Genomic DNA, 26,869 nt, shown 5'->3' with positions numbered 1-26,869 from the left:
AGTATGCATTTAGGTTAAAATAATATTTAGATAATTTCTTTATAGGTTATATAATATATATATTTCTAGTTTATCTATAAATTGAAGGAAATATAAAAGGAAAAAGGAGGGGACTATAAGCTAAATATAAAATAAAAAAACCCTGCTAAAAGCAGAGTCTCTTTATTTTAAGTTATTATAGCTGTCTAAAAATTTTTGCAGTAAATTTTCTTTTATGTTCATAGCTCCTATGTCACCATGTCTTTCATCTCCCTCAACATTACCGTGACAGTCTGAGCCAGCACTAACTAAAAGGTTATGTTTATTTGCAAAATTTAAAAAGTATTTTTCTTCATCAGAGGTGTTTTGAAAGTATATAGCTTCCATCCCGTCAAAACCCATATTTAAAAAATCTTCTAAAGGAGAGTTATGTATTAGTTTTGGATGAGCTAAGAATACTAAAGCATTATACTTTTTTAGAAGTTTAACCCCTTCTTCAGTGGTAAGCTTTGTAGTTGGAACAAATGCAGGACAATCTTTACCTATAAAGTTTTGAAAGATATATTCAAATTCATATGGATAGCCTGCTGCTATAATTTCTTGTGCAATATGAGGTCTTGCAACAACATCTTTTCCACGCTTTAATACATTATCTAAGTTAATTTCTATATTAAAAACTTCTTTTAATTTTTGAACCATTTTTTCAGCTCTTATTTTACGCTTATTTTTTAAAGTCTGTAAGTAATTAATAAATTCATCATTTTTATAACTTTCATCCTTAAAGAATCCTAATATATGTATACTTTCTTTGTTATGAGTGGTAGAAAGTTCAATACCAGGTATAAATGAAAGGTTGATTTCTTTAGCAGTTTTTATTGCACTATCAAGTCCAGATATTGTGTCATGATCTGTTAAAGCTAAGTATTTTACTCCATTTTGATAAGCTCTTTCAACAACTTCTTTTGGTGACATTAAACCATCAGATGAGTTTGAATGTGTATGGAAATCTATCTTTATCATAGCAAAAATCCTTTCTCACTAAAGTTACTAAAATTTTAGCATAGTTTTAGTAGAGGAGCAAATTTTAAGAAAAATAAGTATCACTGTGACAAAGTGTGACAGTTTGAGAGAGAGCATTCTAATAGAATAGTTTTTATATTATACTTAAAGTGTAAATAAAGGATAATTTAGAATTTTATCTTCTATAGATTTGTTTTACAGACATAGAGTAATACTTTTGATTCTCCCAGGTGTAAAAGTTTATTCTCACTGAAATACTTTCGACTTTTTATATAAATATATAGAATATGTTTGAATTATCCTAAATGAGAGTGCTCCATTTAGAGGTGTATACTCTTACAAGTGGAGTTAATATTTATTTTGATGGTATGTAACAGGAAAAACAAATATTAACTCCACTTTCTTATAAGCTTTTTAAAAACTCTGATACTATCTTTTTATTTTTTAAAGTATCTGGTGTTTGTAAATATTTTTGGTTAAGTAAGTATGAAATAGAATTTATGAAATGAACATCGTTACACATTCTAACATTTGATAAATTATTATCAAAGAGAAATAAAAATTCATTTTTTTTACACCAATAACTTGCGTTAAGATTAGGAGAGGTTATTAAATCTGTACTTAAACAAATATTAAAGTTTTTAGTTTTTATAAGATAATCGGCTAATTCACTCATATGCTTTTTGAAAAGGTTTTTTGTGAGTTTTAAAGTTGGAGTGAGTTTAGTTTGATTATACGAATATATTACTTCATCTTGCTTAGAAAGCTTAACTAAGTAATCAATTGAATAAAAATTAATTTTATCTACATGAGTTAGTTCGAATGGTATATTATTTTTAAACTCTTTAAAAATATTCATATATTTCTCTATAACCTCATTAGATTCTAGAGAATTCTTAAGTATTTCATAGTATAAATCATCACTCATAAAATTAATTATAGGATAAGGACTAAAAAAATAACAGGTATTATTTTTTTTGATAACCTCTGGATATTCAGTGTAATTATTTAAATACATATTCTTTATACAAATATCTATCATATCGGTAATATCTATTAAGGAAAGTGTAGGGTAAGATTTTTCTAATATATTATTAGCGATACCTGTATAAAAATTTATAGTTATTGGATCTAAAAACATAGCTCCATATATCTCTGAGTTATTATTGTTTTGGTTGCGCATAGATAAATACATTCTTTTCTTTTCAAATATAAAAATTGAATATATATATGGACTTTCAAAAGTGTCTATAAAAGAAGAAGTAGTAGTATTTTTATGTGAAATTATATCGTAACAGTATAAAAATATTTTAGAACTATTCATATTTGAATGAACAAAATCTAGGGTGCATCCAATGTCTAACAAAGTTAGAATTTTTTCAATAAAAATAGGTCTATAAGTATTTGATTCTATAAGAGGATCAAATGATTTTGAAAGAATAAAAATAAGTTTTTGTTTAACTCCTTCCGCAAGTGCTAAATCTAACATATCTAATAAGGCTAATATTTCATTTTTTTCATCATTATATACGTGCATAGTTGATGTATATGTAGAGTATTCTGGTTTGATTGAGTTGCTAAAGTTTAGACTAGGATTATAATTTTCGTTAGTTAATATGAAGTTATTTATACATTTTCTCAAATAGTCGTCATTATTTGTTTTATTATTTTCATTTGGATATATACTTAAGAATAAATTTTCAAGTATATTAGAATTTAATTCAGCATTTCTTTGGATTAAAAATTCTATTACGTTCTCTATATAGCTGCTATTAGTAGATAAATGTCTGGAACCATTTTTCCATTTACTTACTAAGGTTCTATCAATATTTAAAAAATTTCCCATTTTAGTTGGTGAAACCCCTAATAAGTTTAACAAATAGCTTAATCCATTTTTAGTCATAAAGTCCTCCATTAAAGCGTCAAAATTACTAAAATCATGTGAAAGTTTATTATAATAATAGTAACTTGTCAACATTTATAAATTAAAGAATGTATGATTAATATTTATTACATTTTCACTTGACTTGGAGTTAACTCAAGATATTAAACTGTCTATAGAAGATATATTTGAAATATTGTAAAATAATAGGTGAATATTCAATAATCTTCTATTCGGCGAGAAAGGGATGAAGTTTAGTGAAGATAATCAATCAAGAGTTGCTAATGGGAGAGAGAGCATTATTTAAAAGCAGGGATTTAGAGGTTGTTAACTCTGTTTTTTGTGATGGTGAATCTCCTTTAAAGGAAAGTAGAAATATAAAAATTAGAGATTCTATTTTTAAGTGGAAGTATCCATTATGGTACTGTAAAGATATAAATGTAGATAATAGTACTTTGGTAGAAACTGCAAGGTCAGGAATTTGGTATACTCATAATATTAATATAAATAACAGTACTATTGAGTCACCAAAAACATTTAGGCGCTGTAAGAATATTGATTTAACAAATGTAAATATTCCTATAGCTACAGAAACACTTTGGAATTGTCAAGATATAATCCTTAATAATGTAAATGCAAAGGGCGATTATTTTGGAATGAATAGTGAAAATATAGTTATTAAAAATTTTAACCTTTCAGGAAATTATGCATTTGATGGGGCAAAGAATGTTGAAGTCTATAATTCTAGACTACTTTCTAAGGATGCTTTTTGGAATTGTGAAAATGTAACTGTTAATAATTCAGTAATTATTGGAGAGTATTTAGGGTGGAATTCTAAGAATTTAACTTTTATTGATTGTTTCATAGAAAGTAATCAAGGATTATGCTATGTAGAAAACCTTGTAATAAGGAATTCAAAAGTTATTAATACAGACTTGGCATTTGAGTATTCAACAGTTGATGCTGATATTACTACAAGGGTTGATAGTCTTAAAAATCCTATGGGGGGAAGAATTCATGCAAAGGGTATTGATGATTTAATAATGGATGATAAAGAGATATCTTCAATTAATACAAAAATTTTAGTTGATGAAGGAGGAGAAGAGAATGAAGTATAATTTTTCAAAGTTAACAAATAGATTTAATACTAATTCATTAAAGTGGGATGTTAATGATAATGAACTTCCAATGTGGGTAGCTGATATGGATTTTGAGACAGCACCTGAAATAAGAGAAGCTATTAGGAAAAAAGTTGATTTTGGTATATATGGATATACTATTATTCCAGATGAATACTATTTATCGATAAGTAATTGGTGGGAGAGAAGACACAATTTTAAAATAGAGAAGGAGTGGATTCTTTTTTGTACAGGAGTAGTTGCTGCTATATCCTCTATTGTAAGAAAGATGACTAGAGAAGGGGACAATGTACTTGTACAAGCACCTGTATATAATATTTTTTATAATTCCATTGTGAATAATAATAGAAAAGTGCTTTCAAGTGATTTATGTTTTGATGGAAAAGAGTATTCAATTGATTTTGAGGATTTAGAAAGAAAACTATCAGACCCAGCAACAACTTTAATGATTCTTTGTAACCCTCATAACCCAATTGGAAAGGTATGGTCAAAGGAAACATTGAAAAAGATAGGAGAGCTTTGTATAAAGTATAGTGTAATTGTAGTTTCAGATGAAATTCATTGTGATTTGACTTATGGTAATTCTTATATACCATTTGCATCTATTTCACCTGAAATAGCTCAAAATAGTATAACCTGTATTGCTCCAACTAAGACATTTAATTTAGCAGGAGTACAAGCTTCAAATATTATTGTTCTTAATGATGAAATTAGAAAAATGGTTAACAGGGGAATAAATACAGATGAAGTTGCAGAACCAAATGCTTTTGCAATAGAGGCTACAATTGCTGCATTTACAAAGGGAGAACCATGGTTAAATGAATTAATTGAATATTTAGCTGAAAATAAGAGAGTTGTACAAGAATTTATTTATAATGAGTTACCTAGTCTTAATATTATACATTCAGATGCAACTTATTTATTATGGATTGATTGTAGTAGTATAACAAAAGATAGTCTAGACTTTTGCAAGTTTATAAGAAAAGAAACAGGTCTTTATGTATCTAGTGGACACGTATATGGAAGTAATGGTGGGCATTTTATTAGAATGAATATTGCAAGTCAAAGAGAAAGAGTAGAAGATGGCTTAAGTAGACTTAAAGTTGGGGTTGATAAGTATATTGATAGGAATATAATGGGAAATTTATAGTAGTAAAAATCTATTAATGAGAGGAAGCAAAAGAAAATGAATTTAACTATGATACATCATATAGCTATTATTGTTAGTAATTACGAGAAATCAAAAGATTTCTATGTTAATAAGTTGGGTTTTCAAATATTACGTGAAAATTATAGGGAAGATAGAGGGGATTATAAGTTAGACCTTAAATTAGGAGAATGTGAATTAGAGATTTTTTCGGGAAAGAATAATCCTAAGAGACCATCATATCCAGAAGCTTGTGGATTAAGACATTTAGCCTTTAAGGTAGATGACATAGAAAAAGAAGTGGAAGAGTTGAAGTCTTTAGGTGTTGAAGTTGAACCTATAAGATTAGATGAGATTACTAATAAGAGGATGACATTTTTTCAAGACCCAGATGGGTTGCCACTAGAATTACATGAGTAGTATAAAGAGAAGGTTTCTAGGCAACTAAATAGGAGGGACAATATGTTAAGTTTAAATGTGGATTTATTAAAGGGAAGGATTTTAAGGTCTTTAATTATTTTTGCTATTCCACTTTTAATATCAAGTGTATTCCAGCAATTATATAATACAGTTGATGTTATGATTGTTGGAAATTACTTAGGGGATACATCATTAGCAGCTATAGGGGCTAGTGCAGCTGTATATGAACTTTTAGTAGGATTTTCCCTAGGTGTAGGGAATGGATTAAGTATTGTTACAGCAAGAAGCTTTGGATCAAATAATGAAGAGGAAGTTAAAAAATCAGTAGCGGGTTCATTAGTAATAGGTGTAGGGATAACAGTTTTAATAATGATAATAGCACAATTATTTTTATATCCTTTATTAGAGTTGTTGAATACTCCTTCAAATATTATAGAGGAATCATATTCTTATATTTATACTGTAACCATGTTTGTAGCTGTTATGTTTTTATATAACTTATGTTCAGGATTTTTAAGAGCAATAGGAAATAGCGTTATGCCTTTAGTGTTTCTTATTATTTCTTCTGTGTTAAATATAGGTTTAGATATTTTATTTATTACTCAGTTCAATATGGGGATAAAAGGAGCAGCAGTTGCAACTGTTATTGCACAAGGAATTTCAGGAGTGTTATGTATTATATATATTTTCTTAAAGTGTCCAATCCTTATTCCAAAGAAAGAACATTTTAAGTTTGATAAGGAACTATATAAGGAATTATTGGGACAAGGGTTATCCATGGGAATTATGCTTATGATAGTTTCTGCAGGAACAGTTATATTACAAACTGCTATTAATAATTTAGGATACTTAATAATTGCAGGACATACAGCGGCCCGTAAGTTAAATAGTTTTTGCATGATACCTGTATCATCACTAGCAATGAGTTTATCAACTTTTGTATCCCAAAATAAAGGGGCTAATCAAGGTAAGAGAATAAGAGAAGCTGTAAGATATGCAAATATAATATCAATTGGGTGGGGAATATTTATTACAATAGTTTTATTTTTTATTGCACCAACTTTAATGAGAGTTTTATCAGGCTCAACCGAAGCAGTAGTTATAGATAATGGGGTAAAATACTTATTGTGGAATTCACCATTCTATACCGTTTTAGGTATATTATTAAATCTAAGAAATTCACTACAGGGAATTGGAGAAAAAGTACTTCCACTTGTATCTAGTGTTATAGAGTTTTTAGGTAAGATAGTATTTGTTATTTTATTAATTCCAACCCTAGAGTATTTTGGAGTAATTCTATGTGAGCCGATAATTTGGTGTTGTATGTGTGCACAACTTGTATATTCATTCTATAGGAATCCATATATAAGAGAATTTAAAATAAATTGATTTTAAGTGGAATCCATAATACTCCAATTTTTAATATATATTGACTTAGAGTTAACTCTAAGTGATATAATTCAGTTATTGGGAGGTGGTTGGGGATGACAATTACAGAAGTAAGTAAAAAGTATGATCTTTCACAGGATACGTTACGCTATTATGAACGTATTGGATTGATTCCAACAGTTAATCGTAATAAGAGTGGAATAAGAGATTATACAGATGAGGATTGTAAGTGGGTAGAGTTTATTAAATGTATGAGAGGGGCGGGACTTCCAATTGAAGTATTAATTGAGTATGTGGCATTATTTCAAGAGGGAGAGTCGACTATCCAAGCACGAAAAGAAATATTAATTGACCAAAGAGAAAAGCTTCTTGCAAGAATGGAAGAGATGCAAAAGACTCTTGAACGTCTTAATTTTAAGATATCTAGATATGAAAATTCAGTTGTTAAAAAATAAAAATAAACCTCCAATTGATTAATCATATGGAGGTTTATTCTTTGTTTATAAATTATTATTTTATTTTTCTCTTTTTAGAGCTTAAGACAAGGGAACCACCAGCTAAAGCTAATATTCCAGCTAAAGTAGAAATATTAGAAGGATCTGAAGTTTTTGTTGGATTACTAGTTGATGGTTTGCTTGTATCATTTGGCTTATTTGGCTTAGGAGCATTTGGATTTGTTGGTTCAGGATTTGGAGTAGGTTCTTTAAGTTTTTCAAATTTTGGTATCAATTTTATATTTTCATTTACTATAAATGTGTAAGTTGTTTTATCACTTAAAAGATTACCGTTTTCATCGAACCATCCAACAAATTTATAACCTCCATTAGCAGTAGCAACTAAAGTGGCTTCATCGCCTTTAGTATAAGTACCTGCTCCTGATACAGAACCGCCTTCTACAGTCTCTATAATTACATCATGTTTTGGTAGTACATAGTTTATTGTATATATATTTTCACTACCATCCTCAGCTTTAACTATTATAACTGATTTGTTACCACTAATAGGTAATACAGTAACTGAAGAGTTATCATCAGAATTAGCTATAGCTTCAACCCTTTCAGGTAAAGCTTCTAAATCAATAGTGTATTCATTAGTTTCAGGATTAAATCCTTCTAATTTTTGTCCATCAAGTAAAATTGAAGAAAGTTTATTTCCAGTTTTTAAGATTTCTTGAGGTACATATTCATATACATTTACCTCAGTAAGACCAATGCACTTACCCACTTCAGGTTGTTGCATATAAATACGAATACTATCAGTATTTATTACTTCATCAAGTCTATATGTTGTTTCACCAACAGAATAAGAAACTTCAGTTGTATTAGTATGATTTACAATTTTGTAGTTACCATCTTCATCCCTATAGCTAATTTCAACTTTACTTGGAATTCGTGAAAATGCATTGTCAGTAAATAGCCACATATCTAGACGATCTATTTTGTATTTATTTTTCCAGTCAAATTGTATATATGCACCTTTTGGTTCGCCATTTTCCTCAGTCAAATTACGTTCATTCCAGTTAGTCCAACGTTCAGCTTCAAGAGAACCATTATTAGTAGTTCCATTATTAATAGAATTTAAATTATCAGAAACTGATTTGCAGCTTTGAGAAAGTTTTGGAACATCATTATTTTCTGAGTTATTTATAGCTAAGTTTCGAGCTGCCTTTAAAGCCGGAACTATACGAACACTAGCTGTTACAGGATAAGTTTTACCAAGTAACTCTACAGTACCATTTACTTTTACAATTGTATTTTCTTTAGTAAAATCAACACCATCTAAATCCCAATTTACAGCAAGTTCTTCAGATTTAGAACCATTTGCATAATATCCATAAACTGTTTTTGGAAGTGATGGGGCAGTACCAGCGTATGTGAAGGTAGATAGATTAGCTATAGAAGCTATTTCTCCAATAACATGTACATTAACAACTACTGCAACATCAGTTCCTTCTAAAGTTCCAGTGACTTTAAAAATTTGTGGGGTATTTAATTGGTTCTCATCATAGTTATTCCAAATAATATTGAATGTAGAAGTAGTTCCATCACTAAAACGACCATTTACTGTTTTAGGTAGAGTTGGGGTTTCTCCTACATTTACATAGTAGTTCTTTACTATATCATAAGATTCTAAATATTTATCATCTGAAGCTTGGTTTTCTGTTGTAATACTTATAGATTGTTCTTGTAGCCCTTCACCAGAAACAGTAAGATTCATTGAACCGGTATCTTTTGTAGATTGAACTATAACTAAAGCTTTTCCACTAAATGCTTTTCTTGTAGCTGTTGAATCAGTGGTAGGCTTATAGGAAGTAGTATCAACAGGATTACCATTATCAATACCAACTATTTTACCATTACCTTCAAGTTTGAAGTTTAATGTGTTAGAAGCACCAGAAGCAAAATTACCATTTTCATCAACTAAATCAACAGTGATATAAGATAAATCATATTCATTAGAAGCAATTGTTGTTTTATCTGCGCTTAATTTTGTTGTAGTAGGAGTACTGTAGGTAGTAACTGTATTTCTACCTTTTGTATCAGTAATTAAATTACCTTGCTTATCATATGCCTTTGCAGTTAGAGTACCAGGAGCATAAGCAACGTTAAATGATGGATACAATGAACCATTATCAAATGTTTGATATTTATATCCAGCAGGTGTTACATGTTCAGTTGCAGTGGCCTCTCCAACCTTATTACCATTTAAGTATAATTCAACTTTATAAGCATCAGTAAATACATCAACTTGTACATTTCCATTTTCAATTACGATATCTTCTTTATTCCATGTAGGTAAAACATGAAGAGTATTAACATCCTTATTCCATTGACTTTGATATAAATAGTAGATATCTTTTTCAAAACCAGCAGTGTCAACTATACCAAAGTAACTGGATTTAGGTGCAGGACCTTTACCTCCATTTACTTGTCCAGGATTAACACCATTCCATGGAGTAGGTTCTCCAATATAGTCAAAGCCAGTCCAAACAAATTCACCAGCATTGTAATCATTTTTTATTGTATATTTCCAAGCATTACTTGCGGAATGTCCCCAACCTACTTTTGTACTATCATTATCATATTCTGATATTTGATTATTAGCATGGTCTATTCCTTTAGTTTTGTAGTATCCTCTGCTATGAACGGCACTACTTGTTTCTGAGCCATAAAGAATCCAGTCAGGATGGTTATTTCTTTGAGTGTTAAATTGATTTTCGTTTGCATAGTTAAAGCCAACAATACCATCATTTTTATTTACTACTTCTGAGATAGCGTTAGCATTACTATCACCATTCTTGGTTCTATTATCACCAATTGTAACAGGTCTAGTTGAGTCTTCAGATTTAATCCAAGTGATAATATCTTGTGCAATATCAGTATAATCAGAAGAATTTCCACCTATACCTTCTAAAACTTCATTACCAATTGACCACATGATTACAGATGGACTATTCTTTGAACTTTTAACCATTGTTCTGGCTTCAAATTCTCCCCATGTCATGTTAGAGTTACCATTTATAATTTTATTATCTTCATCAATGCTTTCTCTGAAGTATTTAGAAAAGTCATTTACATTACCATTCTTAGGATTTGTCCAAGTATCAAATGCTTCATTTATAACTAAAAGTCCTAATTTATCACATATTTCAAGTAGCATTTCACTGGCAGGATTATGAGATACACGTATTGCATTTGCACCCATTTCTTTCATAATGCGCATTTGACGTTCAACAGCATAATAGTTTGAGGCTGCTCCAAGAGCACCTTGGTCATGATGCATGCAAACACCTTGAAGTTTCATATTTTCACCATTTAGTGAGAAGCCTGTGTCTCTATCAAATGCATAATATCTAAATCCAAAATCAGTTAATGTAGTGTCTACAACTTTATTTTCAACTATAACTTCAGTTTTTACTTTATACATAGTAGGATTATCTACAGACCATAGAGTAGGCTTGTTCACTATAACAGTTTGTTCAAAATCAACACTTGCATTAACTTGAACAACTTTTTTATCACTTACAGGGATGCTGACTTCTTTTCCATCCTTATTAATAATAGTAGTTTTAAGAGTTACCTCTGAATCAGAAAGAGACTCATTTTCTATAGTTGTTTTAACGTTTACATCAACGCTGCCAGACTTTTGATTTTCAAGCTTTGGAGTTGTAACAGTTGTACCTAAGTACCCAACATGAATTGGATCAGTTACACTTAAAGTTACATCACGATAAATACCGCTACCTGAATACCATCTACTACTAGGAGTAGGGTTTGATACTTTTACAGATATAACGTTTTCGGTGATGCCATCACAAATTAATTCATCAGTTATATCAAAAGCAAAGGCTGTATATCCATAATTATGAGAACCTAGTTTTTTACCATTTACATAAACTTCTGCATTCATGTAAATACCGTCAAAATTTAAGGTAAAGTCTTTTCCGTTAAATTTTTCGGGAACTACGAAATGTTTACGATACCATCCAGTACCTCCAAGTAAGAATCCGCTTTCTGCCTCCCCTTGTACTGTAAATTCATCTTCAATGCTCCAATCATGAGGAAGATTTAAAACTCTCCAAGACGAATCATTAAAATTAGTTTCACTTGCACCTGAGGGGTTACCCTTAAAGAATTTCCAATTTTGATTGAATAGGGTTGAACGTTCTCCATCTTTGATGAAGCCTACAGATACAGTTTCAGCTTCTTGGGTCTGTTTTGTTTGTGCAAATGCAGTTGTGGGAGATAATGAGAAAAGCATTCCTAAAGCAAGCACAAAAGAACATCTTTTTTTTGTACATGGTTTCATTTTAGAACCTCCTTATAGAAAAATAAAATATATAGATATTGCTTTTATTTCTAAGAAATAAGTAGCAATATACAAAACAAAATACAAATTTTATAAGTGGGTTTAGTGTTGTTATAAATGTAGAGATAAGTTTTATCAGTAAGTAGTGCATATGTTTGTGGATATATATTGAATTTATATTTATAAAAATATTTTTAGATTAAAATTAAGATTAAAATTAATAGATGCTTAAATTATAAAATTTAAATTATATAAAGTACATACAAAATTCTTTGATGTTAAAAAAGTAAATCGAAGAATTTTAATAGTTTTACAAAATAGGGGATAAAAACAAAAAGTGTAAAAGGTAAACTAATTTGTCCATTTGAAAGGAAAAGAAGATGTGATATAAATTATATCAAGAGGTATGGAAAAATATCCCTTGAATTTATTTGAAAGACAAGCTATAAGCTTTGTACTTAAAAAGGAGGTATATATGCATAAAATACAACAAATTATAAGTAATTACAAGAATGGAATACATGATGGGATAGTATCTGTATGTTGCTCAAATAAATTTGTAATTGAAGCAGCTATGGATAAGTTAAGAGATAAGGATATAGCACTACTAGTTGAAGCAACTGCAAATCAAGTAGATCAATTTGGTGGATATACAGGAATGAAACCATCAGAATATAGAAGATTTATTTTAGAACTTTGTAAGAAAAATAATTTTCCAGAAGATAGGGTAGTATTAGGGGGAGATCACTTAGGTCCATTAACTTGGAGAGATATAGATCCAGAGCAAGCTATGGAAAATGCTAAGGAGTTAATAAGACAATATGTAATGGCTGGATTTACTAAAATTCATATAGATACAAGTATGAAGATAAAGGGTGATTCAGAAAATAATGATTTTGGTGATGAAATAATAGCTGATAGGGCAGGTATATTATGTAGTGTGGCAGAAAGTGCTTATAAAGAATTGATTAAAGAAAATAAGGATGCCATTCATCCTATTTATGTAATAGGAAGTGAAGTTCCAATACCTGGCGGTGCAGAAGGGGAAGAAGAGGGAATAAGTGTTACAAAGGTTGAAAACTTCAAAACAACTATTGAAACATTTAAGGAAGCTTTTAAGAGGCATAATGTTGAGAGTGCATTTGATTATGTTGTGGCAGTAGTGGTACAACCTGGGGTTGAGTTTAGTTCGGAAACTGTATGTGAATATGATAGGGAAAAAGCAAAAAAGTTATCTGAAGCTATTAAGGAATATGATTCTATATTATTTGAAGCACATTCTACTGATTACCAAACTAAGTATGCTTTAAGAGAAATGGTTGAGGATGGATTTGTAATACTTAAAGTTGGTCCAGAATTAACATTTGGTTTTAGAGAAGGAGCTTTTGCATTAAATTGTATTGAAGAAGAGCTATTACAGTATAATGATAAATTCGAATTATCAAGATTTAGAGAAATACTAGATTTTGAAATGGTTAAAGATTCAAGGCAATGGGAAAAGCATTATGTTGGATCTGGTAGGAAAGTAAAGTTAGAAAGAAAGTATAGTTTGTCGGATAGATGTAGGTATTATATGCCAAATGAAGAAGTTGATTTTGCTTTAAATAAGATGCTTGATAATCTATCAAAAGTGGACATTCCATTACCATTAATAAGTCAGTATCTTCCTAATCAATATAGGTTAATTAGAGAGGGCAAATTGGAGAATACTCCTATAGAGCTATTAAAAAGCAAAATAGGAGAATACATTGATGATTATTTATATGCAATCAGGAAGTAGAAAGAAGACTTTTTGATAGGAGCTTATGTCTAAAACATATATAATACTAATCTTTTAAAGCTAGTATTATATATGTTTAAAATACATGAAATTAAGGGGGGAGGCTTAGGTATTAGAATATAAAATTAAGGAGGAGGTTTATGTGTTAAAAAGAAAAAATAAGTATGACTTTTTAAAGAGACTTGCAGGATTATGTTTACCAATATGTATGGCTGTAACACTTGTTCCACCAAGTATCGTATCTGCTGCTAGTAATAGTGAAACAATTGCGTTATTAGAATCAGAAATATCACGATTGGGGCTAGAGTCTATAGGAAAAGTTACTGAAATTAAAAAGGACAAGGATGTAGTAAACATTAGATTGTCTACAGGAGAGTCTATAAGAATTAACTTCTTAGAGGATAATGTATTTAGATTATACATGGATCCAAAAGGGGAATTCCAAGAGTATCCAACGCCTAATGCAGAAGACCATACTACAAAAATAATTGATAAAGAGTTAGATGAGTATAAGTCTGAATATGGAGTTATTGATGTAAATGTTGATGATTCTGATAGTAAGGTTTATAAAATATCTACAAATTCAATTGAATTAAGAATAGATAAAGAAACATCTATTATGGAACTATATGATAAGGTAAATGATAAAGTTGTTTGGTCAGAAGCAAAACCACTTATGTATTCTGATAAAAAAACAGTACAAACATTAAAAACTAAGAATGAGGAGTATTTCTATGGTGGAGGACAACAAAATGGTTATTTCTCTCATAAGAATACTTCAATAAATATTGCAATTGGAGGAGGATGGGATGCAGGTGCAGCATCAAGTCCATCACCATTTTATATAAGTACTGAAGGGTATGGAGTAATGCGTAATACTTTTAAGCCTGGAAAGTATGATTTTTTTGAAGAAGCAACTTTATCGCATGATGAAGGAAGATTTGATGCATACTATTTTGTAGGGGGGAATGTACCAAATGTAATTGAAAGTTATACAGAGCTTACAGGAAGACCAGCAATGATGCCTGAGTATGGATTTTATTTAGGACATGCAGATTGTTTTAATGGTAAGCATAATGGACTTGGAGATAACAGAGAACTTTTAGGTAAAGGATTAGATACACTTAAGAGTTATGGTACAAACGATATGCCTCTTGGATGGTTCTTACCAAATGATGGCTATGGCTGTGGCTATGGTGGCTTAGATAATTTAGAAAAGTTTGTGAATGCTGCTAAAGAGGAAAACGTTAACGTAGGATTATGGACTCAAAGTAATTTATATCCAGATGAAAGCTTACCAGAAGATAGTCCATTACGTCGTGACTTAGATGGTGAAGTAAAAGCTGGTATTAGAGCAATAAAAACAGATGTTGCATGGGTTGGCCATGGTTATTCAATGGCTTTAAATGCAACAAGGCAAGCAGCTGAAGGTATTGAGAAAGAAGAGAATTCAGGTGGAGCACGTCCATTTGTAATTTCATTAGATGGATGGGCAGGAACTCAAAGATATGCAGGATTATGGTCTGGAGACCAGTATGGAGGAAATTGGGAATACATTAGAATGCACATTCCAACTTATATTGGTGCTGGATTATCAGGAAACCCTAACGTAGGATCAGATATGGATGGAATATTTGGAGGAGCACCAGTAATTCAAACACGTGATTTCCAATGGAAAGCGTTTACGCCTATACAAATTGATATGGATGGATGGGCAGGAACTAGTAACAAGAAGACTCCTTGGAACTATGGAGAACCATATGCATCAATTAATAGAATGTATTTAAAATTAAAGGCAGAAATGATGCCATATATTTATACAAATGCAGCTGAATCATCAAAAACTGGATTACCTATGGTAAGAGCTATGATGTTAGAATATCCAGATGATCCATATACTTACGGTACTCAAACACAATACCAATACATGTGGGGACCCAATTTATTAGTTGCTCCTGTATATAACGAAGAAGATAACAATAATAATGTAAGAAATGGAATATATCTTCCTGATGAAGATCAAATTTGGATTGATTATTTTACTGGAGAACAATACAAAGGTGGACAAGTAATTAATAATTTTGATGCTCCACTATGGAAAGCACCTGTATTTGTTAAGAACGGTGCAATAATTCCTATGGCTCCAGAAAACAATTCAATTAATGAACTTGATGGTTCTGAAAATAGAATATTTGATGTGTATCCATCAGGATCTACAGAATTTACTATGTATGAAGATGATGGAGAAACAATTGATTATAAGGAAGGGAAGAACACAACAACAAAAGTTACCTCAGAAGTTGCAGGAAACTCAGTAAAGGTTATTGTAAATAGAGCAGAGGGCCAAGGATATGAAGGAATGGTTGCTAATAGAGGTACAGAAGTAATAATAAATACTCGTAAGGCACCAGAAAAAGTTACTGTAAAAGTTGGAGGGAAAAATGTAGAATTAACTCCAGTTACATCTGAAGAAGCTTATAATAATGGAGAAAATGTATACTTCTATAATGAAAAACCAAACTTAAATAAATATTCAACAGAAGGTTCAGAATTTGCTAAACAAGAAATTATAACTTCTCCGAAGTTGTATGTTAAAGTTGGTAAAACAGATATAACTAAGAATTCAGTGGAAGTAAATGTAGATGGGTTTGATAATACTCAAATAAAAGAAGAAGTTGATTCAGAAATACCATCAGTACCAACTAATTTAGTGGCTCAAGATGAAAATATTACTGATACTGCTATAACATTAAATTGGAATAAAGTTAATGGAGAAAATGTTTCATATGACTTAATGATAGATGGAACTATTTATAGTAATATTTTTAGCAATACTAATGGCGAAGAACCTTTCTTTACACATAAGGATTTAACTCAAGATACAGCCCATACTTATAGAGTAAGAGCTACAAATACTAAGGGTTCATCTGAGTGGAGTAAAGAATTAACAGTAAAAACAAAGCTAGATAGGTATAGAAATGTTCCTAAAAATATGACTGCAACTGCAGATAGTTATCAGCCAGGAAGTGGTCCTGAAAATGCTGTTGATGGAAAGGATAATACTCAATGGCATACAGAATGGGGAACTGGAAATGTCTTACCTCATACATTTACTATTGATATGAAGTTAGCATATCAATTAGATAAATTTGAGTATACACCAAGACAAGATTCAGGTAATGGAACTATTACAAAGTATGATTTAGATGTAAGTTTAGATGGAAAAACTTATGTAAATATAGTTAAAGATGGCAAGTGGGATAGAAGTGCAGATGTGAAAACAGTTGATTTTGGTAAGAATGTGTATGCTAGATATATAAAACTAACTATAAAAGAAGCTGTAGGTGGTTTTGGTAGTGCTCAAGAATTTAGACCTTACATGGTAGATGGAACAAAAGGTCAAGTTGTTGGCGAAAATATACCAAATGGCGTAATTGATGATGATGACTTAACCTTTTTTGCAAGTTATATGGGTGTTAATAAGGAGGATACAGCATGGGATCAAGTATCTAAGGTTGATATAAACTACAATGGTGTAATAGATGCTTATGACCTAGCTTATGTAGCAGGACAACTTGGAGAGTCTCCATTAGTACCAACAGGTATTGAAATGAAGGGAGTATTAAATATAAAACCAAGTAAAAAGGAATTAAAATCAGGGGAAGAGTTTACTATAGAAGTAATAGGACAAGGATTACAAGATATTAATGCATTTAACTTGGAAATGATTTTAGATCCTCATAAGTATGAAGTTGTAAAAGAATGTAATGCAGACGGAACTTGTGGAACAACTGTTGTTAGTCCAACAGAAGCAACAGATAATATGCTTAATTACTCAATACTTGCAGGAGTAGGAAAGCCACAACAACGTATATTTGCAGCCTTCTCAAATAAAGGAAATGGAAAAACTTTAAATGGAAGTAATGTATTAGCTAAGATTAAGTTAAAAGCTAAACAAGATATTACTTTTGATATGGAAATTTCAGACTCCTTATTGGTAGACACAAGCTTTAATGTTATCACTAAGAAAGGAATTGTATTAGATCCAGATACTGAGATTCCAGAAGAAAAGCCAGAATATATAAAATTGACTAATGAAGATATGACTGTTTCTGGTGATGGAAGTATGATGCAAGGTGGAGATGCTGCATTTGAAAAGCTTATTGATGGAGTAGTTAGTGAAGACTCTTTAGCAGAACTTATATGGAACAATACAGAAGAGAGTGGTAAGAAACTACCTTTATCAGTAGATTTTAAATTTAATAAGCCACAATCAATTAGTAATATTACAGTATTTAATAGACCACAGTATACAAATGGTAAAATTAAAAAGTTATCTATAAAAGGATTTGGTATTGATGGAACTGAATATGATTTAGGAACAAAGACAGTAGAGCCAAATGAAGCTTATGTTAAATTCGATATAGATCCAATAAATGAATTAAGCAAGGTTCAAGTAGTATTTGAAGAATCCCATAGTGGTCCATTAATGCTATCTGTAGCAGAAGTTGAATTTATTGCTAAGACAAATAATGAACCAGAAAAACCAAGTGTTGATAAAACAGCTCTTGAAAATAAGATAAAAGAAGCAGAAGCTATAGACTTAAGTAAATATACAGATGAAACTGTAAATGTATTTAAGGAAAAATTGAATGATGCAAAAGCTGTAAGAGATAATGCTACTGCAACACAAGAAGCTGTAAATAATGCATTAAAAGCATTAAATGATTCAATATCAGGTCTTAAAGAAAGACCAGTAGAACCAAGTGTTGATAAAACAGCTCTTGAAAATAAGATAAAAGAAGCAGAAGCTATAGACTTAAGTAAATATACAGATGAAACTGTAAATGAATTTAGTGAAAAGTTATCAATAGCAAAAGAGGTTTTAGCCAATGTGGCTTCAACTCAAGATGAAGTTAACAAAGCTTTAGAGGATTTAAATAAAGCAATTGATAATTTAGAGGTTAAAGAAGAGTCAGCTAAGCCTTCAAATCCATCAAAACCTTCAAATCCATCAGGGGATAATAGTGATGGTGAAACTGTTAAGACTGGTGATACACAAGGAAGTAAAATACTTTTATTTGGATCATTAGCTGTAATTGCAGGAATAGCTGGTGTATATTTTAGAAAGAAAAAGATAGTGGAATAGGAAAACTTCTTTAAATAAATGATCCTTGAATAAGAAGTTATAGAAAAGAGCTTCCTTATAATAAAAGAATTATAAGGAGGTTCTTTTTATTAAGAGAAGGTATATGATTTTATAGTATTGAATATTTGTCCAAAATAAAAAGTATAAAATTTTAACTTATTTATGCAATGTAAAAAAATCCCATGTATGATATAAATTTTATTATAGGTATTATACAAATAAACTATGCCTAAATACTTAACAAATACTACTTCTTAAAGATAGTATTGTCTAAGAGTAAAATATATAGGAATAAGGAGGTGTTGATTTTAAGAAGAAAAAACAATGTTAAAGTAAGAGTCTTACTCTATGATACAAGTACAATCAGGTATTGAGATTAAAGTAAACCCATAAAAATAAAAAGAAAGGAGAAGAGTGGTATGATAAGAAAATCAAAAAGATATTTATCTGCAATGATTATAGGTGTTATGGTGATATCTAATATGCTAGGTGCAATAAGTGTATCAGCTGAAACTAGTGATATAAAAGTAACAGCTATTGAAAAGGTTAATACTGACTATGAGATATATCCTTCACCACAGAGTGTAGAATATGAAGAAGGAAGTTTTAATTTTGGTAGTGATGTAAACGTTGTTTATGAGAAAGGGATAGATAATTATACTAAGTCTAGACTTGAAGATGAGATACTAAAAGCTCATAGCATTTCTTATGAAGTTTCAGATTCAAACCAAATTATAAATGGAAAAACTAATATTTTAGTAGGGGTTTATGGTTCTGGTGAAGCTGTTGATAGGTATGCAGAGAAATATACTTTATTAACAGAAAATCTTTTTAGTAAAACAGATTCTTATTTTTTAGTATCTGATAATAATGTTATTACTGTTCTTGGAAAAGATACAGATTCTGCATTTTATGGATTAACAACTTTATATCATATATTTAATCAAGTAACTGATAATGAAATAAGAAACTTTAAAATAGAAGATTATGCAAATGTAGTAACTCGTGGGTTTATAGAAGGTTACTATGGAAATCCTTGGTCAGTTCAAGATAGAGCAGATCTTATGACTTATGGTGGATATTATAAGTTAAATGCTTATTTTTATGCGCCAAAGGATGATCCAAAACATAGAGTTCAATGGCGTTCGCTATATACTGAAGATGAGCTTAAGTGGATCAAACAATTAGCAGATGCAGGTAATGCTTCTAAATGTAGATTTGTTTATGGAATTCATCCATTTCCAGGAAATGATGCTTTTGGAATAGGAAAAGATGAAGCTGGATATCAGAAGGATTTAGTGGATTTAAAATCTAAACTTAAGCAAGTTATTGATCAAGGGGTTAGACAAGTTGCCATATTGGCAGATGATTTTGCTAATCCAGGTGGAGAACTAGGTCTTAGATTAGTAAATGATATAACTAATTGGTTAGAAAATGAAGTAAAGCTTGAATATCCTGATATGAAAACTACATTACCATATGTTCCTTATGATTATATGGGGAATGGATCAGGTGCTGAGTTTACATCTTTAAAAGAAGCACCAGAAAATGTACAACTTGTACAAACAGGCGGAAGGATATGGGGAGAAGTAACTCAAAATTTCTCTCAAACATTTAAGAATAACACAGGTAGATCCCCATATTATTGGATTAATTGGCCATGTTCTGATAATTCAAAGAGCCATTTAATAATGGGAGGTAATGATACATTCTTACATCCAGGTGTTGATCCAACACTTATAGAAGGAATAATGTTAAACCCAATGCAGCAATCAGAAGCAAATAAATCAGCTCTATTTGCAGTTGCAGATTATTCATGGAATATATGGAAGACAAAGGAGCAAGCAGATAAGAACTGGAATGATTCTTTTAAATATATGGATCATAATACAGCAATAGAGACAGAAGCTTCAGCTGCTTTGCGTGAAATAAGTAAACACATGATAAATCAAAATATGGACAATCGTGTTACAGCATTACAAGAATCTATTGAATTAGCTCCAAAATTAAAGGCTTTTAAGGAAAAGTGTGATTCTGGAGTTAATGTTAAAGAGGATGCATTATTATTAATAGAGGAATTTACAAAAATTAAAGATGCAGCTAATTATTATAAGAGTAATCCAGGAAATAGAAAAACAAGAGACCAAATTATTTATTGGTTAAATTGTTGGGAAGATACAACAACTGCAGCAATTGAATACTTAAAAGCTATTATTGCAAATGAAGAGGGTAATAGAAGTGAATTATGGTCTCATTATTCAGAAGCTCAATCGTCACTGGAGAAATCAAAAACTTATGGATTTAATTATGTAGACCATACAGAATATGCAGAAGTAGGTGTTCAACATATTGTACCTTTTATAAACAATATGCAATCTTTTTTATCTCCAATAGTTTCTGGTATAGTTGATCCATCTAAGGTTATCACTACAGTTATAACTAATAGAACTGATACTCCAACAGGAGATTTAAATAATATTTTGGATAATAATCCTTCTACAGAAATTGTTTACAAGAATCCGAATACAATATCAGAAGGAACTTACATTGGAGTTAAATATAATAAAGTAATTAATATTAAAGATATAGAATTCTCCTTAGGAGCTATTTCAAATCCAAATGATACAATGCAAGAAGCTAAGATTCAATACACATTAGACGGGAAAAGTTGGTTAGATTTAGAACAAGGCAAACTCTATTCTATGCCACAAAAAATTGTTATAGATGGATTAAACTTAGATGCAATGGGAATTCGTGTTACTGCAACTAAATCTAGAGTCAATACTTGGTTTGGAATTAAAGATATTACAGTTAATAAAGAGAATATTGTAGAGCAACCAGATATTAATCCAACTGTAATAAGAACTTCAACTTGGAAAGGAATTTATTCAGGTAGTGAGTCTAATTTATTTGATGGTGATGATTCTACAGATGTTTGGTATAAAACTAATGATGGAGATATGACTTATGCTGGAGATTTCGTTGGAGTTGATTTGGGAAGAGTAATTCCAATTGGAAAGGTTAGATTTGTACTTGGAAGAAGTGGTTCATCTGATAAATGGAGTAATTATAAACTAGAGTATTCAACAGATAATTTAAATTGGACAAAGTTTAAAGAATATAGTGGTAAAGATTCTGGACAAGATGTTATTGAGGAAAACTTTGATGGAAAAGAAGCTAGATATATTAGATTAACTAATGAAGTAGACCTTCATAAGTGGATAATATTATCAGAAATCAGTGTTGAAAAGCATGGCGCAGATGCATCAACAAAAAATGTTTATACTAATACTAATTTAGAACTTTTATCAACTTTTGAAAATGAGGGATTAACTAAATTAAATCCGAAAGAGAATATAATATTACATGCAAAGGAATATATAGGAGTTAAATTAAATAGGATTAAAGATTTAAGTGAAATTTTAGTAGAGGTATCAAATGAAGATGGCTTAAGTTTACAAACATCTATGAATGGAGTAGAGTGGACCAATATAACAATGAATGATAATAGTAAATTACAGGATGCTAGATATGTAAGATTATTAGCTAGTAAGGATGTAATATTTAATTTAAATAAATTTGAAGTTAAATCTAACGAAATATATGAACCATCTTTAGAATCAACATTTACTAAAATTAATGGTAAAGTTAGAAGTATATTTGATAAAAACTTTAGTACTTCAGTATCATTTGATGCATCCCCAATAAAAGATGGAAGTATAGTATTTGATTTGGGTCAAACAATTGATGTGAAGAACCTTACTTATGCTGTGCTAGATACAGAAAAAGATTATTTAAGAGATGCTAAATTCCAAATATCTAATGATGGTGAAAGTTGGACAGATGTAATTACTATTGGTGATGGAAAAGAGAATGATAATAGTGATATAAACTCTAAACCAGTTGAAGCTGGATATTCTCATGGAGATAGCACAACAATAGTACCAATTTCCCATGCTTTTGTAAGGGGAGAGTTGGATACAAGTAAAGAAGCTAGGTATTTAAGAATATTGTTTACTGCAGATTATAAGTATAGATGGGTTAAAATAAGTGAAATTTTAATAAATGATGGCGAATATATTTCAACTATTAATGACCCAACTTATATATCAAATCCAATAGAGTTAGAAGGATTTTCACCAAGAAATATAAATGATGGAGATTTAACTACAGCATATAAGCCAAATACAAATAGTGATAAAATAAAATCAGGAAGTTTAACTTATCGTTTATCTGAAAAGACTGATGTTAAGAAGATAAATATTGTTCAAGGTGGAAATTCTATATCAAATGCAAAGGTTATGGTTAGAACAGGATATAATGAATATGGAGAAGCTATTTGGAATGAGCTTGGAATTTTAAATAAAAGCTTAACTGAACTTGTAAATACTAAGTATGATAATATTTTTGAAATTAGGATTGATTGGCAAGGTATAGCTCCTACTATATATGAAATAGTAACAATAAATGACTATAATGTTCCTGATATAACTGATTTGGAAGAATTAGTGGCATCTTCTAATAAATATGTAGAAGAAAATTATACAAAATCAAGTTATGGTAAATTTATAGAAGCATTAGAAAAAGCAAAAGATATATTAAACGACTTAGCAAGTGTATCTCAAGATGATATAGATAATGCTAAATTAAATTTAATAAATTCAATTACAGAATTAGTTAATATTAAGGATTTAGTGGATGTAATTAATAGAGCAAATTCTATTATTGAAAGCAATGTAGAATATACAGAAGAAACTATACAAGCACTTAAAGAGGAATTAAATAATGCAAAAACTGTATTAAATAATGAATATGCTGCACAAGAAGAGGTAGATAATGTATTAAAAGCATTAGATGATTCCATAAAAGCTCTTGAGAAAAAAACAGTAGATCCAAGTGTTGACAAAGAAGAACCATCAAAACCTTCAAATCCATCAGGGGATAATAGTGATGGTGAAACTGTTAAGACTGGTGATACACAAGGAAGTAAAATACTTTTATTTGGATCATTAGTTGTAATTGCAGGATTAGCTAGTCTATATTTTAGAAAGAAAAAGACAGTAGAATAAAATTAGAGGAGGATAGCATAGTATCCTCCTTTTATACATAATGGAGGAGTATTTATGAAGAAATTTATTTTTATATCACTATCTATATGTTTAATGTTTGGAGCTATAGCATGTACTAATAATGATATTGAGGATAAAAAAGAAACACAGAATGTAGAAACAGTTGAAGAATTAAATTTTAAGAGTGTATCGGTATTTGAAATATCAAATTTAATAAAAGAAGATAAGGATAAAATAATATATTTTTCAAGAAAAACATGTGATAGATGTCTTCAACTAGATGAAAATCTGAAGGAAGTATTAGATAAGAATTCACAAGAAAAAATATATTTATTTGATACAGATAAAGCTAGAAACGAAAATAATGAATTAATGAAGGAAATATTAAAAGAAGTAAAAGTTGAAAGCGTTCCAACAATAATATACTTTGAAGGAAATATTGAAAAGGATAGATATGATACATTAGGAGGAGTAGATGAGTTAAAAGGGTGGTTTAATGGAAAGCTATAAGTATTTTTAGTATAGTAGTATAATAAGAGATTAAGAGGAAATGAATTAAAATAAGACATAGTATGAGAGTAGGGGAATAGTATTGGCCATTAATAAATTAGAAATATTAGAAAAATACTTTGGATATAAGAGTTTTAGAAGAGGACAGGAAAAAATAATAGATGAGATATTAAAAGGAAATGATGCGCTTGCTATTATGCCAACAGGGGGAGGGAAGTCACTTTGTTACCAAATTCCAGCTTTAATGTTAGATGGGATAACAATAGTAATTTCACCTCTTATATCTCTTATGAAAGACCAAGTGGATACATTAAATTCAGTAGGTCTTAACTCGGCATTTTTAAATAGTTCTTTGTCTACCTATGAGTTTAATGAGGTTATAAATGGAATTGTAAATAATAAATATAAAATTATATATGTTGCGCCTGAAAGACTAAACTCAAATGAATTTATTACAGTTATAGCTCAAATGAAGATAGCTCAAGTAGCCATTGATGAAGCTCACTGTGTGTCTCAATGGGGACATGATTTTAGGGTTAGTTATAAAGGGATTTCAACATTTATTGCTAAGCTTGTAGATAGACCAATAATAACAGCATTTACAGCTACAGCATCTGAAGAAGTAAGAAATGATATTATAAATTTATTAAAACTTAGGGAACCTAAGATATTTGTTACTGGATTTGATAGGGAGAACTTAAGAATAAACATTGTTAAGGGCTCAGATAAAAAGAAGTTTTTAGTTAACTACATTAAAAATAATCCTAAAGATTCAGGGATAATATATGCTGCTACAAGAAAAGAAGTTGAGAGTATATATGACTTATTAAAGAAAAATAAGATTAGCGTTGGAAAATATCACGCTGGTTTATCAAATGATGAAAGAATAAAAAGTCAGGAAGAGTTTATAAATGATGATACCAATATAATAGTTGCAACAAATGCTTTTGGAATGGGTATTGATAAGCCTAACATAAGGTATGTTATTCATTATAATATGCCTAAGAATATTGAGGGGTATTATCAAGAGATAGGAAGAGCTGGTAGAGATGGTGAACCAAGTGAGTGTATTATGCTTTTTTCACCAGCAGATGTTATTACTCAAAAATATTTAATTGAAGTAAGTACAGAAGACCCTTTAAGAAAGAACAAACAATATAAAAAGCTTCAACAAATGATGAGTTTAGTTTATATAAATAGTTGCTATAGAAAATATATTTTGGATTATTTTGGTGATACCTATGAAGGCGAATGTGATAATTGTAGTAACTGTTTAAATAAAGGTGAGGTTAGGGATAAAACTATAGATGCTCAAAAAGTTATATCCTGTATTCATAAAATGAAAAGAAGTTTTGGAGTTGGTATGATAGTAGATGTTCTTAGAGGTTCTAAGAATAAAAAACTTTTAAATCTAGGATTTAATGAATTAAGTACTTATGGAATAATGAAAGAATACTCTAGTGATGGGTTAAAGGAGTTTATTAATATTTTAATTGCTCATGGATATTTAGAAGTAAATGAGGAGTTTTCTACAGTTGCTTTAAATAATTTATCTTATAAGGTTGTAAAAGGAGAAATTAAAGTTCTATTAAAGGATGTTAATATTGAAAGTAATAGAGTAGAAATTAATGATTTGTTTGATAAGTTATCTTTATTAAGACGTGAAATAGCACAAGAGGAAAAGAAGGCTCCATATATGATATTTGGTGATGGAACCTTAAGAGAGATGAGTATTAAGTATCCTATAGATAAAGAGGAAATGCTTAAGATATCTGGTGTTGGAGAAATTAAGTATGAAAGATATGGAGAAAGATTTATAGAAATTATTAAGGAGTATGTTATAGCTAATAATATAAAAAAGGAAGTAGCTATAGATAATAAAGAGACTGAAGAAATAGAAGATGATTATTTTGAAGTTAATAGTGATAAAGAATTATTAGAAAGACTTATTAAATTAAGAGAAGGCTTTGCAAATAAGCTAAACCTTCCTGTATCAATGATTTTAAGTAAAAATACCTTAAAAGAGATAAGTGGACGTTATCCCAATACCCTAGATAAGCTTAAGGATATAGGAGGAATTGGGCCAAAGAAAATAGAGGAATATGGTGATTCAATAATTGAAGAAGTAGATAATTATATTATTGAAAAGGGTCTTAATCCTACTTGGAAAGAGAAGAAGAGAAAGAAGCTTATTATAGATGGAGAAACTAGAAGTGCATCAGAAATAACCTTAGATAGACTTAATATGTGTGAGGAAATAGAAAGTGTATCAGAAGATATGGAAATATCAATTTCAACAATCCTTGGATATGTTACAGATTATATAAAGTCTACTGGTGATAACAGTATAAAAATAGATTTAGATAAATACTACAATAAAGAGGATGAAGAAATAATATTAAATGCTATAAATAAACATGGAATAGATAAAATTCAAGTTATTAAAAAATCTTTACCAGATTATATTAAATATGAGTGTATTAGAGCTGTAATATTAAAAAGAAAAATAATGCAAGAGTAATTATAGGCCAATGATAAAAATATCATTGGCTTTTGTATTGACTTAGAGTTCACTT

At 29.9% G+C, this 26,869-nt stretch carries 13 protein-coding genes; 10 read left to right on the top strand and 3 right to left on the bottom strand.

Annotated elements, in window-relative coordinates; genetic code table 11:
* Window positions 1–162: 162 nt before the first annotated feature.
* Window positions 163–999 (bottom strand): PHP domain-containing protein, encoded by an 837-nt coding sequence (locus G594_RS0100505; RefSeq protein ID WP_027096756.1) that lies wholly within the window; start codon window positions 997–999, stop codon window positions 163–165.
* Between the two features lie 403 nt (window positions 1,000–1,402).
* Window positions 1,403–2,902 carry a hypothetical protein gene (locus G594_RS0100500; protein ID WP_027096755.1) on the bottom strand — a complete coding sequence of 500 codons (1,500 nt, stop codon included), beginning with the start codon at window positions 2,900–2,902 and terminating at the stop codon, window positions 1,403–1,405.
* Between the two features lie 236 nt (window positions 2,903–3,138).
* Between G594_RS0100500 and G594_RS0100495 the strand changes: the two genes are divergently transcribed.
* From G594_RS0100495 to G594_RS0100475, 5 genes are all read left to right on the top strand, one after another.
* Window positions 3,139–3,999 (top strand): DUF3737 family protein, encoded by an 861-nt coding sequence (locus G594_RS0100495; RefSeq protein WP_027096754.1) that lies wholly within the window; start codon window positions 3,139–3,141, stop codon window positions 3,997–3,999.
* Window positions 3,989–5,170, top strand: coding sequence for a MalY/PatB family protein (locus G594_RS0100490; RefSeq protein ID WP_027096753.1), 1,182 nt, complete (start codon window positions 3,989–3,991; stop codon window positions 5,168–5,170). The genes G594_RS0100495 and G594_RS0100490 overlap by 11 nt, the downstream gene beginning before the upstream one ends.
* Window positions 5,171–5,206: 36 nt before the next feature.
* On the top strand, window positions 5,207–5,587 hold the full coding sequence (gene gloA2, locus G594_RS0100485) for an SMU1112c/YaeR family gloxylase I-like metalloprotein (RefSeq protein ID WP_027096752.1): 381 nt from the start codon (window positions 5,207–5,209) through the stop codon (window positions 5,585–5,587).
* 42 nt (window positions 5,588–5,629) lie between these two features.
* Window positions 5,630–6,976 carry an MATE family efflux transporter gene (locus tag G594_RS0100480; protein ID WP_027096751.1) on the top strand — a complete coding sequence of 449 codons (1,347 nt, stop codon included), beginning with the start codon at window positions 5,630–5,632 and terminating at the stop codon, window positions 6,974–6,976.
* Window positions 6,977–7,071: 95 nt separating this feature from the next.
* On the top strand, window positions 7,072–7,431 hold the full coding sequence (locus tag G594_RS0100475) for a MerR family transcriptional regulator (RefSeq protein ID WP_027096750.1): 360 nt from the start codon (window positions 7,072–7,074) through the stop codon (window positions 7,429–7,431).
* A 55-nt stretch (window positions 7,432–7,486) separates the two neighbouring features.
* Here the strand turns inward: G594_RS0100475 and G594_RS0100470 are convergent, their stop codons facing one another.
* Window positions 7,487–11,785: a glycoside hydrolase family 2 TIM barrel-domain containing protein gene (locus G594_RS0100470; RefSeq protein ID WP_027096749.1), complete on the bottom strand. Its 4,299-nt coding sequence runs from the start codon at window positions 11,783–11,785 to the stop codon at window positions 7,487–7,489.
* Window positions 11,786–12,260: 475 nt separating this feature from the next.
* Between G594_RS0100470 and G594_RS0100465 the strand changes: the two genes are divergently transcribed.
* The 5 genes from G594_RS0100465 to recQ all read left to right on the top strand — a co-directional run bounded on the left by G594_RS0100465 (window position 12,261) and on the right by recQ (window position 26,814).
* Entirely contained in the window at window positions 12,261–13,565 is a 1,305-nt protein-coding gene (locus G594_RS0100465) for a class II D-tagatose-bisphosphate aldolase, non-catalytic subunit (RefSeq protein WP_027096748.1), read from the top strand.
* A gap of 142 nt (window positions 13,566–13,707) precedes the next feature.
* Window positions 13,708–18,714 carry a discoidin domain-containing protein gene (locus G594_RS18065; RefSeq protein WP_081663475.1) on the top strand — a complete coding sequence of 1,669 codons (5,007 nt, stop codon included), beginning with the start codon at window positions 13,708–13,710 and terminating at the stop codon, window positions 18,712–18,714.
* Window positions 18,715–19,133: 419 nt separating this feature from the next.
* Window positions 19,134–23,783 (top strand): glycoside hydrolase family 84 protein, encoded by a 4,650-nt coding sequence (locus G594_RS18060; RefSeq protein ID WP_081663471.1) that lies wholly within the window; start codon window positions 19,134–19,136, stop codon window positions 23,781–23,783.
* A gap of 54 nt (window positions 23,784–23,837) precedes the next feature.
* Window positions 23,838–24,293, top strand: coding sequence for a thioredoxin family protein (locus G594_RS0100450; protein ID WP_027096747.1), 456 nt, complete (start codon window positions 23,838–23,840; stop codon window positions 24,291–24,293).
* 82 nt (window positions 24,294–24,375) lie between these two features.
* On the top strand, window positions 24,376–26,814 hold the full coding sequence (gene recQ, locus G594_RS0100445; RefSeq protein ID WP_034865783.1) for a DNA helicase RecQ: 2,439 nt from the start codon (window positions 24,376–24,378) through the stop codon (window positions 26,812–26,814).
* The last annotated feature ends 55 nt before the right edge of the window (window positions 26,815–26,869 follow it).

Source organism: Clostridium paraputrificum AGR2156 (assembly GCF_000424025.1).
Lineage (GTDB): Bacteria > Bacillota > Clostridia > Clostridiales > Clostridiaceae > Clostridium > Clostridium paraputrificum.
This window is presented reverse-complemented; position numbering and strand designations above follow the sequence as displayed.

Excerpts from the sequence above, each read along its gene's own strand:
- G594_RS0100475 (WP_027096750.1), top strand. The coding sequence starts at position 7,072 with ATGACAATTACAGAAGTAAGTAAAAAGTATGATCTTTCACAGGATACG.
- G594_RS0100505 (WP_027096756.1), bottom strand. The coding sequence starts at position 999 with ATGATAAAGATAGATTTCCATACACATTCAAACTCATCTGATGGTTTA.
- G594_RS0100480 (WP_027096751.1), top strand. The coding sequence starts at position 5,630 with ATGTTAAGTTTAAATGTGGATTTATTAAAGGGAAGGATTTTAAGGTCT.
- G594_RS0100470 (WP_027096749.1), bottom strand. The coding sequence starts at position 11,785 with ATGAAACCATGTACAAAAAAAAGATGTTCTTTTGTGCTTGCTTTAGGA.
- gloA2 (WP_027096752.1), top strand. The coding sequence starts at position 5,207 with ATGAATTTAACTATGATACATCATATAGCTATTATTGTTAGTAATTAC.
- G594_RS18060 (WP_081663471.1), top strand. The coding sequence starts at position 19,134 with ATGATAAGAAAATCAAAAAGATATTTATCTGCAATGATTATAGGTGTT.
- G594_RS0100500 (WP_027096755.1), bottom strand. The coding sequence starts at position 2,902 with ATGACTAAAAATGGATTAAGCTATTTGTTAAACTTATTAGGGGTTTCA.
- G594_RS0100450 (WP_027096747.1), top strand. The coding sequence starts at position 23,838 with ATGAAGAAATTTATTTTTATATCACTATCTATATGTTTAATGTTTGGA.
- G594_RS0100465 (WP_027096748.1), top strand. The coding sequence starts at position 12,261 with ATGCATAAAATACAACAAATTATAAGTAATTACAAGAATGGAATACAT.
- G594_RS0100490 (WP_027096753.1), top strand. The coding sequence starts at position 3,989 with ATGAAGTATAATTTTTCAAAGTTAACAAATAGATTTAATACTAATTCA.